Source organism: Streptomyces sp. NBC_00440 (assembly GCF_036014215.1).
Lineage (GTDB): Bacteria > Actinomycetota > Actinomycetes > Streptomycetales > Streptomycetaceae > Streptomyces.
Window position 1 is genome coordinate 8229263 of the sequence record NZ_CP107921.1, and the last position, 16929, is coordinate 8246191.

11 protein-coding genes are annotated in these 16929 nt (G+C 72.2%); 2 read left to right on the plus strand and 9 right to left on the minus strand.

Features of this window, described 5'->3' with window-relative positions; all coding sequences use genetic code 11:
* Positions 1-82: 82 nt before the first annotated feature.
* Positions 83-2338, minus strand: coding sequence for a catalase/peroxidase HPI (katG, locus tag OHB13_RS36505; protein ID WP_328380061.1), 2256 nt, complete (start codon positions 2336-2338; stop codon positions 83-85).
* 383 nt (positions 2339-2721) lie between these two features.
* On the opposite strand from katG, the gene OHB13_RS36510 reads away from it, so the two are divergent.
* Positions 2722-3132 (plus strand): Fur family transcriptional regulator, encoded by a 411-nt coding sequence (locus tag OHB13_RS36510; protein ID WP_328380062.1) that lies wholly within the window; start codon positions 2722-2724, stop codon positions 3130-3132.
* Between the two features lie 1108 nt (positions 3133-4240).
* Here OHB13_RS36510 and OHB13_RS36515 read toward each other — a convergent pair.
* From OHB13_RS36515 to OHB13_RS36550, 8 genes are read right to left on the minus strand one after another with little or no spacing between them, the layout of a single operon-like run.
* Complete coding sequence (locus OHB13_RS36515) at positions 4241-6220, minus strand: TOMM precursor leader peptide-binding protein (protein WP_328380063.1); 1980 nt, start codon at positions 6218-6220, stop codon at positions 4241-4243.
* Positions 6213-7622, minus strand: a complete 1410-nt coding sequence (locus OHB13_RS36520; RefSeq protein WP_328380064.1) for a hypothetical protein — start codon at positions 7620-7622, stop codon at positions 6213-6215. The genes OHB13_RS36515 and OHB13_RS36520 overlap by 8 nt, the downstream gene beginning before the upstream one ends.
* 49 nt (positions 7623-7671) lie before the next feature.
* Positions 7672-8973, minus strand: coding sequence for a nitroreductase family protein (locus tag OHB13_RS36525; RefSeq protein WP_328380065.1), 1302 nt, complete (start codon positions 8971-8973; stop codon positions 7672-7674).
* Entirely contained in the window at positions 8970-10205 is a 1236-nt protein-coding gene (locus OHB13_RS36530; RefSeq protein WP_328380066.1) for a lantibiotic dehydratase C-terminal domain-containing protein, read from the minus strand. The genes OHB13_RS36525 and OHB13_RS36530 overlap by 4 nt, the downstream gene beginning before the upstream one ends.
* A 59-nt stretch (positions 10206-10264) precedes the next feature.
* Positions 10265-11329 (minus strand): lantibiotic dehydratase C-terminal domain-containing protein, encoded by a 1065-nt coding sequence (locus OHB13_RS36535; protein WP_328380067.1) that lies wholly within the window; start codon positions 11327-11329, stop codon positions 10265-10267.
* On the minus strand, positions 11323-14016 hold the full coding sequence (locus OHB13_RS36540; RefSeq protein WP_328380068.1) for a lantibiotic dehydratase: 2694 nt from the start codon (positions 14014-14016) through the stop codon (positions 11323-11325). The genes OHB13_RS36535 and OHB13_RS36540 overlap by 7 nt, the downstream gene beginning before the upstream one ends.
* Entirely contained in the window at positions 14016-15320 is a 1305-nt protein-coding gene (locus tag OHB13_RS36545; protein WP_328380069.1) for a nitroreductase family protein, read from the minus strand. The genes OHB13_RS36540 and OHB13_RS36545 overlap by 1 nt, the downstream gene beginning before the upstream one ends.
* A complete protein-coding gene (locus OHB13_RS36550) occupies positions 15317-16336 on the minus strand; it encodes a hypothetical protein (RefSeq protein ID WP_328380070.1) in 1020 nt (339 codons plus the stop codon). Before OHB13_RS36550 ends, OHB13_RS36545 begins: the two co-directional genes overlap by 4 nt.
* Positions 16337-16559: 223 nt before the next feature.
* Here OHB13_RS36550 and OHB13_RS36555 point away from each other — a divergent pair, with 223 nt between their 5' ends.
* The gene (locus tag OHB13_RS36555) at positions 16560-16751 is read left to right on the plus strand and encodes a thiomuracin/GE37468 family thiazolyl RiPP peptide (RefSeq protein ID WP_266862289.1); all 192 of its coding nucleotides are present in this window, start codon (positions 16560-16562) and stop codon (positions 16749-16751) included.
* Positions 16752-16929: the final 178 nt, after the last annotated feature.

Sequence of the window (16929 nt, forward strand, 5' to 3'; positions counted from 1 at the left end):
TGGGAGAGCAGGGTGGGCTGTTGTGATGTGCTGTGGGGTCGGTGCGTGTGCGCACCGACCCCACAACTGGAGTGCGCCGGGGTCAGATCAGGTCGAAGCGGTCGAGGTCCATGACCTTGGCCCAGGCGGCGACGAAGTCCGTCACGAACTTCTGCTGCGCGTCGTCGCCGGCGTAGACCTCCGCGAGGGCGCGGAGTTCGGAGTTGGAGCCGAAGACCAGGTCGGCGCGGGTGCCGGTCCACTTGACCTGGCCGGCCGCGTCGCGGGCCTCGAACTCGTCCTGCGCCGAAGACGTCGATTTCCAAGTGATGCCCAGGTCGAGCAGGTTCACGAAGAAGTCGTTGGTCAGCGTGCCCGGGCGGTCGGTGAGGACGCCGTGTTTCGAGCCGCCGGTATTGGCGCCCAGCACGCGCAGACCACCGACCAGGACGGTGGTCTCCGGGGCGCTCAGCGTCAGCAGGTTGGCCCGGTCGAGGAGCAAATACTCGGCGGGCAGACGGCTGCCCTTGCCAGCGTAGTTGCGAAAGCCGTCGTACACGGGTTCCAGGGCAGCGAAGGACTCGACGTCCGTCTGGTCCTGCGTGGCGTCGACCCGGCCCGCGGTGAACGGCACCTGTACCTCGACGCCGGCGTCCTTGGCCGCCCGCTCGACGGCCGCGTTGCCCGCGAGGACGATCAGGTCGGCCAGTGAGACCTGCTTGCCGCCCTTGGCGTTGAAGGATGCCTGGACACCTTCCAGAGCGCGCAGGACCTGGGCCAGCTCGTCCGGGTCGTTCGCCTCCCAGCCGCGCTGCGGCTCCAGACGGATCCGGGCGCCGTTGGCGCCGCCGCGCTTGTCGCTGCCGCGGAATGAAGCGGCCGAGGCCCAGGCGGCCGAGACCAGCTGTGCCACCGTCAGGTCCGTTGCGAGTACCTGCTCCTTGAGCGCGGTGATCTCCGCGGCGTCCAGCGGCTCACCGGTGCGCGCGGGCAGCGGGTCCTGCCACAGCAGTACCTCGGAGGGAACCTCGGCGCCCAGGTAGCGCTGGATCGGACCCATGTCGCGGTGCGTCAGCTTGTACCAGGCGCGCGCGAAGGCGTCCGCGAACACGTCCGGGTTCTCATGGAAGCGGCGCGAGATCTGCTCGTAGGCCGGGTCGAAGCGCAGCGCCAGATCGGTGGTGAGCATCTGTGGCTTGTGCTTCTTGGACGCGTCGTGCGCGTACGGGATGGTCGCTTCCGCGTCCTTGGCGACCCACTGGTGCGCACCGGCCGGGGACTTGGTCAGCTCGTACTCGTAGGCGAAGAGGTTGTGGAAGAACTCGTTGCCCCACTTGGTCGGGGTGCTGGTCCAGGTCACCTCCAGACCGCTGGTGATGGCGTCCCCGCCCTTGCCCGTCCCGTACGAGTTGCGCCAGCCCAGGCCCTGCTCCTCCAGCGGGGCACCCTCGGGGTCCGCGCCGACGCTCTCGGCCGGGCCCGCGCCGTGCGTCTTGCCGAAGGTGTGGCCACCGGCGATGAGGGCGACGGTCTCCTCGTCGTTCATCGCCATCCGGCGGAAGGTCTCGCGGATGTCGCGGGCTGCGGCGATCGGGTCCGGGTTGCCGTTGGGGCCCTCGGGATTGACGTAGATCAGGCCCATCTGGACCGCGCCGAGCGGATTCTCCAGCTCACGGTCGCCGGTGTAGCGCTCGTCGTCGAGCCAGGTGGTCTCCGGGCCCCAGTAGACGTCCTCCTCCGACTCCCAGACGTCCTCGCGGCCACCGGCGAAGCCGAAGGTCTTGAGACCCATGGTCTCCAGCGCGACGTTGCCGGTGAGGATCAGCAGGTCGGCCCAGGACAGCGCCTGACCGTACTTCTTCTTGACCGGCCACAGCAGACGGCGGGCCTTGTCCAGGTTGCCGTTGTCCGGCCAGCTGTTCAGCGGGGCAAAGCGTTGCTGACCGGCGCCCGCGCCACCCCGTCCGTCACTGATGCGATACGTGCCTGCGCTGTGCCAGGCCATCCGGATCATCAGGGGCCCGTAGTTGCCGAAGTCGGCCGGCCACCAGTCCTGTGACGTGGTGAGCACCTCGGCGATGTCCCGCTTCACCGTGGGCAGGTCGAGCCCTTGGAATGCGGCCGCGTAGTCGAAGTCCGCACCGAGCGGGTTCGCCACCGCGGGGTTCTTGGCCAGGATCTTCAGGTTGAGGCGGTCCGGCCACCACTGGCGGTTCCCGCCGCCCTGAGTGGGGTGCGCCGCGCGGCCGTGGGCCACGGGGCAGCCGCTCGCTTGCGCCTCGGGCACCTCGGGGATGGCCGTCTCGGGCGAATCCGGGGTGACCGGATCGAAGACATGCGACTCGTGGTTCTCGGTCATGGGCAGTCCTTCCGGACCCGGCGGGTCGTGGGGCGCTGAACGGGGGAGGAGGATTCGGGCCGTGCAGAAGGGGCACGTTGTGTTCCAGGGCCTCACCGCGGGCCACCCGGGCGCCTCACGACCACCGGACCGGACGATCCCGGGCGGTGCGACGAGGACGGTGCTGGGCCGGCGGGTGGCACTGCGCGGTCGACCCGCGGTGTCCCGTCACGTGTCTCTGCTGCCGTACCGGAGTCATCCTGTCTCTTGGATGTCGCCGGGATCGATCCTACGATGGACTTCGTCCAAGTCAAGAAGTGCGCTAAAACCATAACGACCGGGGTGCTGCGTCGTCGGATCCTTCGCGGGGGCCGTCCCCCGCGAAGCGGAGCAGAGGAAACGAGATGAGCGACCTCCTTCAACGTCTACGGGGCCGTGGCTGGCGGATGACCTCGCAGCGCCGTGTCGTCGCGGAGGTCCTCGACGGCGACCACGTGCACCTGACGGCGGACGAGGTGCATCTGCGGGCCGCCGCGCGACTTCCCGAGATCTCCCGCGCGACCGTCTACAACACGCTGGGGGAACTCGTCGGGCTCGGCGAGGTGCTGGAGGTCTCCACCGTGGGCCGGGCCAAGCGCTACGACCCGAACGCGCGCCGCCCCCATCAGCACCTGGTGTGCTCCGGCTGCGGCACGGTCCGCGACGTCCACCCGGCCGGCAATGCCCTCAGTGACCTGCCCGAGGCCGAGCGGTTCGGGTTCGCCGTCGGCTCGGTGGAGATCACCTACCGTGGTTTGTGCCCGGCCTGCGCCTGACCGCGGCGGGATCCACGGCTCCTCCGCAAGCCGGGTCATGGGTGCGCGAGGTGGGAGGCGGCCAGTCCGGTGAGGGCCGGGCCGGTGCTGTCGTAGGCGAGGGGGCAAGGCTCGGGGGTGGAACGTAGCCGTCAGGCATGCCGGTGTGAGCGCGGTCCATCAGGGCGGTGTCGAGGAGCTGATGCAGGGCCCCGGGGTCGGTCACGCTCGGCGCGGTGTCGGCCGTGGCGAGAGCCGGGACGGCGGGTAGTTCCGGGTTGAGGGCTTTGAGGATCGGGGTGGTCCAGGCACCCGAGGCCACCACCGCGCGCGCAGCGGTGGCGCCTTTGGGGGTGTTCAGGAGACAGCCCCCCGCCTCGGGGTGCGGCGGGGGTTCCGGCTGGCGTCCGCGTGGTGTTGGGTTGCGTGGCTGGGGCAGTGTCCAGGGTTGCGAGCCAGGCCTGTGCATCGGGGAAGCCCTTCTCGGGCAGGTACCAGGCGCGCAGGGCACGGTCGTTGTCCAGCGGCCGGTAGCCCGGGATATCCGCCGGGGCAGACTCTTCGCAGGGGAGACCGTACTCGTCGGCGGCGCGCGACTGCCGCGAGTGAGGCATCGTCCAGAGCTGAGGAGACCGCGTTCGAGATCATGAAGGTGCCGGTGCGGTAACCATCGTGGCGCGGGGCGGCGGAGCCCGCTTGGCGCGGATCTGCTCCCGCGAGGACCGCCGACGCCCGGCCGTCTCGGCCGCAAGTCGAGTGCGCGGCGGTTAGTCGGGAGGTAGTGCTGATGCTGGCGTAACCGTAGGTCGCGCAGTCTGCTCCCCGCGCCCGCGGGGATGGTCTCAAGGCCGAGGTGCCGCGCGACGGCCGTGTGCTCTGTTTCCTGTGCGGGTGGGGATGGTTTCCCGTGATTCCATGCCTAACCGCGTCTTCGGTTCTGCTGCGCCCGCAGGTCGTCACGGAGTGCCATGTCCGGTCCGGCATTCGGAGTCAGCTCTTCGAGTTCCGTATCTCGTGGGTGGGGGGTACTGGTCCGGTTCCATTTGACGGATTGGTCCTGAGTGGGACGTGGGCCTGTCTGGTCGCCGGTTTCGGGGTGGGTGGTGTCCTGGGCTTCTGGGTTTCTGGGTCAGGGGAATGGGTGGGGGTGGGGGTTCAGTTCTTCTGGGCGGAGCGGTCGGGTGGTGTGGCCGAGGTGGTGCGAGACGGTCAGTGCCCGGTCGAGTCCGGTGATGCGGCGTAGGTGGTGTCCGAAGGTCATGGGGAGGAGGCCGGGGACGAGGACTTTGACGCAGGAGAGAGTGGATGCGGTGTGGGCTGGGGTGGTCTGGTCGATGACGATCGTTTCGAGACCGGTCGTGGCGTAACGGCCCACCAACTCATCGAGGTCCGCACGCAGGTCGGTGTGGCGCGGCCAGGCGTAACGCTTCGCGAGTTCGCGCAGGTTCAGGCGCTCTTGTGGTGGTCGGTTGTCGGGGTTGAGGAGGAAGTCGAGGCGGTGGGCGGCGACGGGGTCGCAGTACAGCAGTGCGTGGTCGTCCATCAGGCGGACGTGGTGGGGGTCTTCGCGCATCCGGGCGGCGTCCTTGGCGCGTTGTGGGTAGATCAGCTGGTAGGCCTCGATGGCGGTGACGAGTTCGTGCAGTGCGCCGAAGATGCCTCGTTCGGGGTCGAGTCCGGAGCCGCCGGCGCACAGCACACTGGGGCGGGGTGTTGGGGGTTCCGTGCCGGGGGTGGGGGGTGGTTGTGTGTCGATGGCGGCGGCCCAGAAGCAGGGGATGCTTTCGGGGCCGGTCACGTCGAAGACTTCGACGCGGTAGCCGGTGCGTTCCTGGATCCGGTCGGTGAGCAGGCCGATTCGCTGGTCGGACGCGGTGTGCAGGTCGAGTGCGGGTGCGGGCATCCTGGCGTACCAGGTGAGCAGGAACGCGTCGCGTTCGGCGAGTTCCAGGAGGCCGTAGAGGGCGGCCTCTTCGATGCAGCCGCCGAGTGCGCAGCCGTTGGAGATTTCGGAGACGAACGGTCGTGCGGTCTGCGGGTGGTGGCGGCCGAGCCGGTAGTACGCGAGGCTCTCGGGGACCAGGACCGGCTGTTCGCGGGTGAGGGAGTAGCCCCAGACCCATGGCAGGACGAGGTCGGGGTGGTAGGGCTGGAAGGGGAAGCCGGGTTCCTGGTAGCGGTGGGGTTCGTGGCTGCCGGTGGTTGCCGGGTCCAGTACACAGCCGGGGTGGCGGGTGGTGAGTTCGCGGTGGCTGCCGTGCACGACGGTGCGCCGTCCTCCTGGGCGGCCTCCGCCGAGCCGTTCCAGTGCTTCGGCGATTGCGGTGACTTTGGCGGTGCGGAAGTCGAGTGCGCGGCCGTAGCCGCCGTCGACCGACTCGGGTGGGCCGACTTTGGCTTCGGCGAAGGGCAGGGTGTGCAGTCCGCGGGTTCGTAGTCCCTTGAGCACGCCGGTTTCGTCGTCGGCGTAGCGGGCTTCCAGATCGGCCTGCTCGGTGCGCAGGTCCCGGAGCCGCAGGATCTCGGGGTCCGGTTTGGGGCGGGGGACGCGTGGGACTGTCGCGCGGGCGGGGGAGTCGTCGGGCAGGCTGCCGCAGTTGTGGCAGTGGGGGTCGGGCAGAAAGAGGTGCCGGGTGATTTCCAGGTCGGTGAGGCGGACCATGGTGACGGCTTGTTCGGTGGCTGCCGCTGCGCTGAGCCGGTTCAGCGCGAGGTGCGCGGCGAGGTCGGCGGCGATCGGGGTGAGCAGCGGGGAGACTGTGCCGGTGAGGCGGCTGCCGTAGGCGGTGTGCAGGGCTGCTTCTTCTGCCGCGTCGGTACGTGCTCCGGCGCGGCGTGTGGCGAGACAGCGGTGGCAGCCGGGCGTGCCGGGGCGGACCAGCGGGCCGATGACCACGCGATCCAGTTCTGCGACGACGAGCAGGAACGAGTGCCCGCCGGTAGCGAGCTCGCGCGCGGTTTCTGATGCTGCGTCGGGTGTGTCGGTTGCCAGGAGCCGGGTCCCGGTCCGTGGTGGGGGTGCGGTGGCGGTGCGGCGGGCGAGGGCCTGGCCGAGCAATCCGCCGTCGTGGTGCACCCGGGTGGCGGCCGGCTGGGGGGTGTCAGTCATCGCAGCGCACCGCTCTCACGAGGTAGGGCAGGATCCCGGTGGCGGCCGGGTCGTGATCGAGCGGCACGATCAGTGTGCCGTGCGCGGGGCCGCGCAGGTCGCGGAGCGCCGCTGTCACCGCTTCGTCGAAGGTGGCACCGGAGCCGAGACCGCGGGGTGCGTGCGGGCCCTGCGCGGTGACGGAGGTTGCCGGGACCAGGTGGGCCGTGCCGTGTTCCGGAGACCAGGCCCACAGGGAGGGCCCGTTGGGGGCCGGGACGAACCGCCGAGGGTCGAGGGCGAGCAGTGCGTAGAGCGCGAGTGCGCGTTGCGCGGTGCGAAGGCGCGCGGTGGTGAAGTCGGGGCCTGTGGCGTGGACTGGGTGTGCTGCCCGGCCGGTGTGCGGGTCACGGACCAGGGCCCTGGAGGCGTGTCGGGGGAACTGTGGCAGGGCCCCTTCTTCCAGGTGTGCGAGCAGCCCGCTGCGCGGGTCGATGCAGCCTGCGGCGCGCTGGGAGAATTCGCCGGGGCTGACGGTCTGTTTGTCGCGCAGGGCGGCGATCCCGGCGAGGAACCGGGCCGCGGATTCCGGCGTCGCGGGCAGTGTGGCCGGGTGTGGGCGGTAGGGGTGGCGGGTGGTGGTCAGGGTCGCGGTGTCCAGCCGGACGAGCGGTTCCGGTTCGTTGCCCGTGCCGGCGGAGGGGCCGTGAAAGGCCTGCTGGAAGCGGTGTGCCAACAGGGTGGCGGCGAAGTCGGCTGCTTCGTTGGGGTATTGGGGCATACGCGGGGCGGTCTGTGTGCCGTGTACGCGCAGCCAGCCGCCGAGCCAGCCGCCTGCGGTGCGTTCCGGGCCGGGGCCCAGCCACCAGGACTGCGTGTCACGGACAGCCGCGGCGAACCACAGGCCGTGGGTGCGGCATTCCTCGTCGAGCAGGGCGATGGACTGCGGATCGTCGCCGGCTGCGAGCAGCAGCATTGCGTCGTGGCCGCCGGCTGCCACTGCGGTCCGGGCTGCTGCGTGGTCGGTCACCGGTGTGATGGCGCAGAGCCCGGTCAGGCGTAGTGCGTCCGTCAGTGCGTCCACTGTGGCCGGGGCACAGAGGACCAGCGCCCGCAGCTGCGGGTAGGGGGCGGCGGGCCGGTCCGGGCCGGGGGTGGCCCGGTCTGCCAACAGGCCGTGGCGGTCGATGAGCTGGAGGATCCGCAGCACCAGGGTGCGACGGTCTGCGTCGAGGCCGTCGAGCAGCTGGGCCACGGTGCGGGTGCCGTCCAGGAACGGAGTGAGCCGGTCCAGCCAGTCGGCGATACCGGGTGCGGCGATCAGGCCGGTGCCGCGGCTGGAGCGCACATAGACGGTGCCGTTGCCGCTCGGGGTCAGGAAGACGTCGGGGCGCAGGAGAGGCGTGGAGTCGGAGGTGATCACTGTGTCCTCGGCCGGGCAGGGGGCGGTACGGTCGGGAGGTCCGGTTGGTTCACAACGGGCCTTCCCTGCCGAGCAGATGACAGGCCGGTGTCCCGCTGCCGCGTTCTGGGCCCAGCAGCACGGCGAGCAGCGTGGTGCGGTCGGGGCGGGTGGACAGTACGGTGTCGGCGGCCGCGATGTCGACGTCGCAGCGGAGTCCGGCGCCGAGCCCGGTGCGCGCGGCGGCCAGGCCGATCCGCTGGCCGATGACGCCCGCCCGCAGGTTGAGCATCCGGTACCAGTGGTCGCCGTGTCCGGGGTAGCCGGCCTCGTAGTCGCCGGTCACGAGTACGGCGCAGGCGGCTTCGAAGCCCGCCAGTTCTCCGGGGCCTCCGGGCGGGAACAGGTCCCGTGGCGTGAGGTCCCCGGTGACCGGTACGAGCCGGCCTGTGCGCGGGTCGTACCGGTAGCAGCCCGCCTCCAGTCCGGTGACGCGCTGGGCGACGACGTAGAGGTCGCAGTCGGCCGGGGCGGCATGGTCCAGGGGGACCGGGCGGGCGGCCTCCGACAGGACCGCGCGCAGGGCGGCCGACGGGACGGGGAGCGGCTCGAAGCCGGAGCGGGCGGTTCGGCGGCGCAGCAGCGGCGCGCCGGGCGTGATCGCGCCCGGAGTCCGGGCGGTGACGACCGCATGGACGCGCTCCGCTGCGGAGTCGAGGCCGAGCAGGCGGCCCAGTTCCTCCTCCGCGAAGCGCGCGTGGGCCGTCGGTGCGGCACCGGCCGACTCCAGCAGGGTGAGCGCCTGCCCGGTCAGTACGCCGGTGTCGAGTGCCTGCAGACGGTGGCCGAAGAGCCCGTAGCGGGCCAGGTTCGCGTCCAGCCGGCTGGTGATCAACAGGACTGATTCCGGTTGTTCGAGCGGCGGGCGGTCCAGCGCGCGGGCGAGGTCGTCGCGCAGGTCGGCGGGGGAGAGGAGTTCGAGTGCGTGAGCCGCCGGCAGGTAGTGGCAGAGGCCGGAGGCGGTGGCCGTGTACACCTCGGCCGGGTAGGTGCCGCCGCCGGACGGCACTGGCCGGCCTGCACCCACGCCTGCGGCGGTCCAGTCGACCCGGGTGATGCCGTTGAGCAGGGCGAGGAGTGCGCCCAGACACTCCGGGAAGGCGGCCCTACCGTGGTCGGCGCAGGGCGAAGGGAATGTGGGCGGGAACGGCAGGGGGAGGACGGGCACGCCCGGATGGTGCTTGGGCGCGGTGCTGCCCGCTGCCGGGTCGATGGTGGGCAGCACACGGCCGTGCCGTGCGTGGTAGCGGCGCGCTGCCGCTCCTGCGTTCTCCGCGTGCGCAGGGCAGGCACCGGGCGGGGCGGTCCTCATCGGTGTGTCCGTGCCGGTGCGGTCGCGTTCTCCGGCGTGGCGGGAGTGCTCGCGGCGGTGGCCAGGACCAGTTCGAGCGCGCTGACCCCGTAGACCTCCTCCACCGCGTTGGCCGCGAGGTGGCAGAGCAGATAGCGGGTCAGGCCGGGCAGCCCGAGGCGGGAGAGATGGAGGTAGGTGTAGTTGAGCATCAGGCGGTAGCGCAGGAAGCGCGGATCCCGGTACATCATCTGCTTGTACGTGGCGCTGCCGCTGATCGCCCGGTGCAGCGGGCTGGACGTGAGCAGTTCGCCGATGCCGTTCTCCTCGTCGGCCGGGATCTCCGTCTCCGGGATCTCACCGGCCTCGTACAGAGCGGTCCAGCGGGTGCCCAGCGGATCGATGGTGGCTACCCAGCGGTGCAGTTCCGACGCCGGGCCCGGCTCTGCCGCGGCCCCGGTGTCCGGCGCCCCGCTGTCCGATGTCCCGGTGTCCGGCGCCCCGGGCTCTGCCGCGCCGGAATCGAGGGCCGTGACCACGGCGCGCACCTGCGCGGTGAGTACCGTGCTGTTGGCCGTGTACCGCTGCTCGAAGGCGTCCCGCACCTGGGGGCCGACTGTGCTCAGGTAGCCCTCTGCGTGCGAACGGAAGGAGACGAACCCGCGACGGATCGATGGGTCCTGCGGGTGCCGGCAGAGTGTGTGCGCGGTGGCGAGCATCAGGCGCAGGGCCAGTGTCTCGCGCGGCAGTCCCGCGGCGACGGATTCCAGGTGCTCGAACAGCAGGCTGTTGGTTTGCTGGTAGAAGAGGGCCAGTTCGTCGGCGCCGACCGGACAGCCCAGCACGTCGATCCGGCGGTCGTGCTCCTCCCAGGTGATCGAGTTGTCCCGGTAGAAGGGGGTCAGCGGGCCGGGTTCGCGTTCGGCTGCGGCGAGACGGCGGTGCAGGGGCAGCAGGTCGGCCTCTTCGAGGGGGGCCGCGGTGGACGGCCGCGCCCGCAGATGTCCGCCGACCAGTTCGCAGACGGCGGGCTCCACCAGCCCGGCGAAGACGGCGGGGGTGGCCCGGACCACCAGGCGCAGATGGGGGCCGCGGCGCCAGTGCCGCAGCACATAGGCCGATTCGACGTGACCGGCGCAGCGCTCGATCACCGGCCGTACGGCGTGCAGGATCAGCTGGTCGGTGTCGTCGCCGAAGTAGGCGATGTGGGCCGCGCGCCACTGTGGCTCTTCCGGCTGCGGGATGGCTGTCACGGGAGTCCTCCTCTGCGGTTCTCTGCTGTCCGTGCTTCTCGGTGCGGGGGGCCACGGCCTTACGGTGGGGCGGCGCCGTCGTGCGGGGCGTCGTCCTGGCTGCCCTGGTGCCGCCGGGAGGTGTGCCGGCGCGGCTGGTCGCTTTCCGGACGCGGCCGGTCGGTGTCCGTCAGTTCCGCGTCCGTCAGTTCCGCTACGGCCAGCAGGGCCAGGGCCCGCAGGGTGGCCTCCTGGCCGATCCGTACGTCGAGACGGTTGCAGGCCAGGTGGGTCAGATGACCGGCCAGCAGGGCAGGGGCGGCGGCCTGTCGCTGGGCACCGCGGCAGGTCGCGAGCCACCGGCTCACCGGGTCGGCCCCGGCCGGGTCCGCCACTTCCGCCAGTGGGGCCGTGCGGGCCGGGTCCGCCACTGCCGACTGTGCTGCCGCGCGGGCCGGGTGTGCCGCTTCCGCCAGTGGGGCCGCGCGGGCTGCGCGGGCGACGGTGAGCAGGGCGGCACGCCCGTTCCTGTACTGGGCCAACACCTCCGGCACCGGCTGTCCCGGCGCAGCACCCGCGTCCAGGGTGCCGGCCAGCAGGGCGAAACAGTGCGCCGTCCGCTGTGCCGGGCTCCAGCCGGCCAGTACGGCGGCGACGGCCAGTTCGCTGCAGGTGGCGAACGCGTCCTCCGCGGCCCGCAGTGCGGCGCCATGGCCGTACTTGCCGTGCTCGGGCCGGTAGGGGTGGAAGGCGAGACTGTCGTTGGGGGCCAGGGTCCCGGGCTCGCTGTCCGGTTCCAGGGCGGCCAACTGCTCTGCCAGTGCCCGGTATTGGTGTGCGGGCATGGGCTGAGAGGGCGGCAGCGTACGGAACAGTGCTATGGCGTGTGCGTCCAGCACGGCGCGTACGGAGGGCCCGGCCGCCGGTGCGGTGAGACGGACCCGCAGACGCAGGTGCGGGCCGCCGTGCCAGTGGCGGAGGAAGAAGAAGCGGTCGGCCAGCCCGCGTTGCCGCAGTTCCGCGACGGCCGCCGGGATCAGCGTGCTCACCACCAGGTCGAGCGGGTGCCCGGTGAACACATGGGCGCTGACCCAGCGGTCCTGCGGCTCCGGGCCCGGCACGCCGCCGGGCGGACGGGTCAGCATGACTGCTCCCGCCGGTCCGCCGCAGGGAGCGGGGCGGTGGGCAGCTCGATCAGGAACTCGGCCGCGTAGCGGTGGCCGTCCCGGTGGGCCGGTGCGTCGTGGAGGTCGGGCAGTGCCTCTGTGAGCAGCAGTGGCCGGCCGGTGGCCGCCGCCCGCTCGAAGACCCGCAGCAGATGGGCGTGGGCGAAATCGACGTACACCGGCTTGCGGTCCTTGTCGTGCAGCGCGGGGCCGGTGAAGCCGTCAGTGGGGCGCGGGGTGAGGACGCGCAGGAAGCAGCGCTGCGGCAGGCCGAGCGCCGCGCGCCAGGTGTGCACGCGGACCAGGTGGGCGGCGTCCGTCTCTCCGGCGGCGCGGGCGGGTGCCCGGCCGGGGTCGATGAACCAGGTCGCACGGCGCAGCACCACGGCCCCGAGGGCGAGACGGGGCATCTTCGTCCAGCCCGGTCCGGGCGCCGCCTCCGGGCCGCGCCGGGGCGGGCCGGTCCGCCCCGGCGGGAGCAGCCGCCACAGCTGCGGCCAGTCCGACCAGAAGGCGTAGGAGGTCTGGCCGAATGCTTCCACCAGCAGCCGGGCGGGCAGCGGCAGCAGCGGTGTGGCGAGCAGGCCCAGATGGAGCGGCCGTACGACACGGCCGGTGGTGCGGTGGGCCAGGTGGAGGCGACGGGTGTGCCGGTCGTGCACGACGTCCAGGTCGGCGGGGCGGATCAGTTGCTCGGGCGGCCGGTGCGAGGTGGCGCCGTCCAGGTCGATCGCGTAACGGGTGGCAGGTGCCCGCTGGTTGAGAGCGCTGCTGAAGGCGGCGTCGAACTCGGCGTAGAGGGGGGTGTCCGCGGGGCCGTCACCGGGAGGCCCCGCGTGGGCTGCCCCGAAAGGGGCCGGTGTGTCGAGCAGCCGGGCGATCCGGGTCAGGCCGGTGCCGTGGCCGCAGGTCACCGTGTTGAGTACCAGTCCGAGCCCGGTGGCAGGGTTGGGCAGCGTCTGGACGTAGCAGGCATGGCGGTCGCCGGAGGTGTCCGGGTCGGGCCAGGTGCCGCAGAGGTCACGGACGGCCTGGGGGCCGAGACGGACGGTGCCGTCGGACGCGGGCGGGGTGTCGGCGATCAGGCGGCGCAGTGCGTCCTGCCGCCGGGCGTCGCGCTCGGTGGGAGCGTGCGGCGCGGCTGTGGACCACCAGGCGCCGAAGTCCTGGAGGAAACGGGTGAACGGCTGCTTGAATCCTGGGCCGTAGGCGGTCACGGCGTGCTCCCGCAGTGCCTCGCGCGGCGGTGCGAGGGTGTCGAAGGGGGCGAGCAGTGCGGGGACGTGAGCGAGGTCGGCGAGAGCCGGCCGCCAGGCAGCCGGGTCCAGTACGGCGGCCGTGCCGACGGCGACCGTGTGGTGGAAGTACAGCGGGCCGCGGTCCAACTGCTCGCTCCGGCCGAGCAGTCCGAGCTGTCGGGCGGCGGCCGTGGTGTGCTGCTGCAGGGCGGCGGCGATGCCCCGGTGCAAGCCGGGCCCGGCGGTCCTGGCGGCGTCGATCCGGTCGCGGATGGCACGCAGGTCGGCGAGCAGCGGGGCGAGGCGGTGGCCGTCGTGGGGCTCCGGCAGGTGCCTCCCGAGCCAGTCGCAGAGCGTGGCGGCGTCGAGCTCCTGGTCGGGCGGGCCTAGGCGGATCTCCAGCAGGCCGGTCCGGACGAGCCGGGCGACGACAGCGTCGGCGTCGGCGGTTGTGGTGCTCCCCGGTCCGGGGGCGCGGAGCAGGGCACGCAGCCGCTCGGGGCTGCCTGCCTCGCAGACCGCCGCCAGGATCGCGGCCAGCGCCGGGGTCGCGGGCAGGGCACGCACCTCGCCGGACGGGCCCGGCACGGTGAACAGCCACCGCTCTCCCCCGGGCGAGGCCACCGGTGTGGCCGACGGGTTGACGCGCAGTCGGACGGCCGCGTCCAGCTCGGGTACGTGGGCGAGAGCGGCGGCGATACCCGCCAGCGGCAGCAGACTCGCCTCTGCCACAGAGGCCCGGACGGAACTCTCCAGGCGTACGCCGGAGCCGGCGTCCGCCGCCCACCGGCCGAAGCCGCTGGAGGCGAAGGTCGTCAACGGGCTGGGCTTGGCCATCGCGCGCCCCGCGTACTTGGCGAGCCGGACGGCTGCCCCGTCCAGCGGCCGCCGTCCGGCCGCGTCGCGCGCCTCCCGGCGCAGCAGGTCCTCGTACAGATCCGCACTGGCGTAGTCGAGACCGGTGGCGAACGCCGGGTCCTGGAAGAGCGCGTCAAGGGCCGCTGCCGCCGACCGGGTCTCCGCAGGCAGGACGTTCCCCAGTTCCGCGAAGAGCCCGGCCCGGGTACGGCGCAGAGCGGCATGGGCGTGGAGACGCCCGGTGAGCGCCCCGCCGAGCACCTCCGGCGGGGCCGCCGCGTCCAGCAGGGGGCTGATGCGGGCGCCCCGGTGCACGGCTCGGCGCAGGCCCACCAGCCTGGCCTTGAAAGGGCGCGCGGGCGCTGTGCCGATCAGGGCGTACAACGCGTCGCAGAGCTGCGCCGCGTCGTCGGCCAGCCGCTGGTCCAAGGACGTGACGTGCAGGGCGAGTTCGGTGCTGCGAGGGATGCGGGAGGCGTCGAGCGCGGTGGTGGGCAGCCCGGCGATCCGTACGCCCACGGGGGCGCTGACGGCGGGGGGCGCGGCCGGGGGCGGTGTGTTCCGGCTCATCAGAACACCACCGGGACGCGGAAGGCGGCGCCCGGCCGCGCCGTGCCGATGGCCACCTGGAAGAGCACTGTCTCCTCACCCGGGGCCAGCCCGAGCAGGCGTTCCGCACCGGCGGCGTCGTAGCCGTTGTGGACCCGCGCGCCCAGGCCCTGACGGGCAGCGGCCACGCAGAGCAGATGCGCCGCCGCGCCCGCGGTCAGGTGCAGTCTGCGGAAGGCGTCGGCGCCGTAGCGCGCGACGGCGGCGCCGCGACGGACGGCGATGTAGGCGGTACAGGCAGTCGAGCGGAAGTTCATCGACACCCGGCCCTCCGTCTGTCCGATCTGTTCGAGCGACGTTTGCGGGTCGCCGTCGCTGACCTGCCGCAGATGGCCGTCGCTGTGGACGTAGTGGCCCGGGGAGAAGCCGGTCACACGCTGTACCAGCAGGTGGCAGGAGAAGTCGGTGAACGGCGCCGCGGCGAGGGCGGCGCCGAGATCGGTGAGCAGTGCTTTCGGTGAGAGCACCGGTTCCGGGTCGAACAGCGCGGCGCCGGAGTGGCGGGCACGGAGCACGGAGGCCAGGTCGGGCGGGGGCCAGGACCGGTCGCCCGGATGCTTCACGGGCTGCAGGATCTCCAGATAGCCCATCGGGTGTTCCGCCCCGGCGGGCAGCAGGTTCGCGCAGAGGCCGTGCAGTGTCTCCTGGTCCTGTCCTGGCCGGGTACGCAGGCCGAGTGCGGCGGCGACCAGGTGCACCGCGCCCAGCAGCATTCCTGCCTCCTGGGCGCACAGCCGCGGGGCGTAGTCGCCGTAGAGCCGTGCCGTCCGGGCGAACCGGCTGGTGATCACGGCGAACCGGGAGTCCCCGGGGTCAGCGGCCTGACGGCTGGTCACTGATGCGGTCTGCATGATCAGTTGATGGTGGAGAGGGTCGAACCGGAATGCCGCGGTGGGGGAGACCAGGGTGAGTTCGCTCGGGTAGCGGCACCGTGCGGAGGCCACCGCGCGGTGAAGCGGCCAGCCGCCCGGGGTCAGGTCGTGCTGGAGCAGACCGTAGGAGTAGTGCAGCAGCGCGGAGAGGACGGCCGGGTCGGCGAGGGTGGCCGGGGAGCCGGGGGCGGGCGCCAGATGGAGCGGTGGCGGCGCCAGTGGAAGGCGCGGCCCGTGGGGGAGGAGGCCGGGCTCCGCGCTGCCCGTTCCCGGCGCAGGGGATCCCGTGGCGAGGGTGGCCGGGATGGCCCTGCGGGAGTAGACCGCCTCCGCCCAGAGCGCCAGGGGAAACGGGTTCTCGCCTGCGAGGCTGCGAGGTGTCCCGTCGGTCATCCCGGCTCCGCGCCGAGAAAGCGGCCGGTGGTCAGGTCCAGCACCTCGGCATCGGTCACCGGTGACGGTGCTGTGCCCCCGCCGGAGTTGTCCAGACCGGCCGTCCGGTGCAGCAGGTGCAGGCAGAGCTGGTTGGCGGCGAGGGCCGCGACCGGGCCACCGAGGTACGGACTCGGCTCACGCACGCGAGCCGGATCCCCCGCACGCGCGGCGCCCGCCGCGGGGTCATCGCGCCCACTGCCGGGCGGTACGCAGGAGGCCGGTGGCTCTGGCGCGGCGCCGGGGTCACCCACTGTGCTGATCACGATGTGCGCGCCCCGCCCCACCGCCTGTCCGTACGGAACCCCGGCACGTATCGCGAGCGCGCGGGCCTCGTCCGCCGGCTCCCTCTCGTACACGTCAGAGCCGAGAAGCACCACGCCGGCGTCCGCGGGCAGGCCGGACAGGTTTCCGCTCAGCTGCTGGTAGCGGAAGCACCCGCCCTCCTGCTGGAGCAACGCGACACATTCGCGCAGCCGTGCCACATCTGCCGGGTCCCCAAAACCCTCCTCCACTGTGCGCAGCCGCAGGCGCACATGTGCCACACCCGACGCGAGCAGGGCCAGGACCAGCGCACTTGCCATCCGTCCGGTGCCGACCACCAGGGGAGCGCAATCGCGATACCGCTCGAAGCGGTGCTCGGGCGAGTCCGCGCGCGCCGCGATGAAGTCGATCAGTGCGGCGTGGCGCGCACGGACCTGCGCGCTCAGCCCGTGTGGCAGATCCGCCGTGGCATCGCGTACGAACCCTTCCCGGGCCAGCAGTTCCACCAGTGAGCGGACATGCTGCGCGGCCTGTGGCGGGAGGTCGGAGGTGAGCTGGTCCAGGCTGCTGCGACCGTCCAGGAACGGCCGCAGCCGCTCCAGCCACGGGTGGATTCCCGGCAGTGCGAAGGCCGCCGTGCGCTGGGGGCCACTGATCACCACGCCCCGGTCGGAGGGCAGCAGACGGGTGTCGGGAAGCAGCCTCGGCTTCATGACCACCTCCATCGGGATTCCTCAGCGGGAACGCGGTTCCGCAGGCGTGAACAGGCGTGAAAGCGCCGGACGAAGCTGTGCTCGCGGCCTCTGGGCGGCCGACACTAGCGGAGCCGAATGGTCTAGTCCATCCCCTTCACAGTTCCCAACTGTCACGCTAGTGTCCGAACTGGGCGCCCAAACATGTCTGTTGATGCTCCATTAGTTCGAAAGGAGGGCTTTGATGAACGAGAACAGCAACGGTTCACCGTCGCTCGCTGCCGCGGTCGCCGACCTCGCACTGGACCTCGACCTGGGCTCGCTGGCCGGGGACGAGCACAGCCAGTCGCTGACGGCGGGTCACGGCATGACGGAAGCGAGTGCGTCCTTCTGCTGCGCTCCGCCGCCGAACTGCTGCAACTGCAGCTGTTCCTGAGCCGGTAGCGCGTGCCGGGCGGGCAGTCGGCCCGGCACGCGCGTCCGCCCCGGTGGCCCGCTGATCACCGCACTCGTCGAGGAACCCTTCTGTCACCCTTCTGACTCTGCCTCTGCAGCTGCCTCGTCGCGGCGCGTACGAGCGCAGGACGAGGCAGAGGCACCGGTACCGGCGATTG

What these genes read in the sequence shown, in the direction of transcription:
- OHB13_RS36550 (WP_328380070.1), bottom strand. Translation starts at nt 16,336, where the DNA reads ATGAAGCCGAGGCTGCTTCCCGACACCCGTCTGCTGCCCTCCGACCGG.
- katG (WP_328380061.1), bottom strand. Translation starts at nt 2,338, where the DNA reads ATGACCGAGAACCACGAGTCGCATGTCTTCGATCCGGTCACCCCGGAT.
- OHB13_RS36555 (WP_266862289.1), top strand. Translation starts at nt 16,560, where the DNA reads ATGAACGAGAACAGCAACGGTTCACCGTCGCTCGCTGCCGCGGTCGCC.
- OHB13_RS36540 (WP_328380068.1), bottom strand. Translation starts at nt 14,016, where the DNA reads ATGAGCCGGAACACACCGCCCCCGGCCGCGCCCCCCGCCGTCAGCGCC.
- OHB13_RS36515 (WP_328380063.1), bottom strand. Translation starts at nt 6,220, where the DNA reads ATGACTGACACCCCCCAGCCGGCCGCCACCCGGGTGCACCACGACGGC.
- OHB13_RS36525 (WP_328380065.1), bottom strand. Translation starts at nt 8,973, where the DNA reads ATGAGGACCGCCCCGCCCGGTGCCTGCCCTGCGCACGCGGAGAACGCA.
- OHB13_RS36510 (WP_328380062.1), top strand. Translation starts at nt 2,722, where the DNA reads ATGAGCGACCTCCTTCAACGTCTACGGGGCCGTGGCTGGCGGATGACC.
- OHB13_RS36545 (WP_328380069.1), bottom strand. Translation starts at nt 15,320, where the DNA reads ATGACCGACGGGACACCTCGCAGCCTCGCAGGCGAGAACCCGTTTCCC.
- OHB13_RS36535 (WP_328380067.1), bottom strand. Translation starts at nt 11,329, where the DNA reads ATGCTGACCCGTCCGCCCGGCGGCGTGCCGGGCCCGGAGCCGCAGGAC.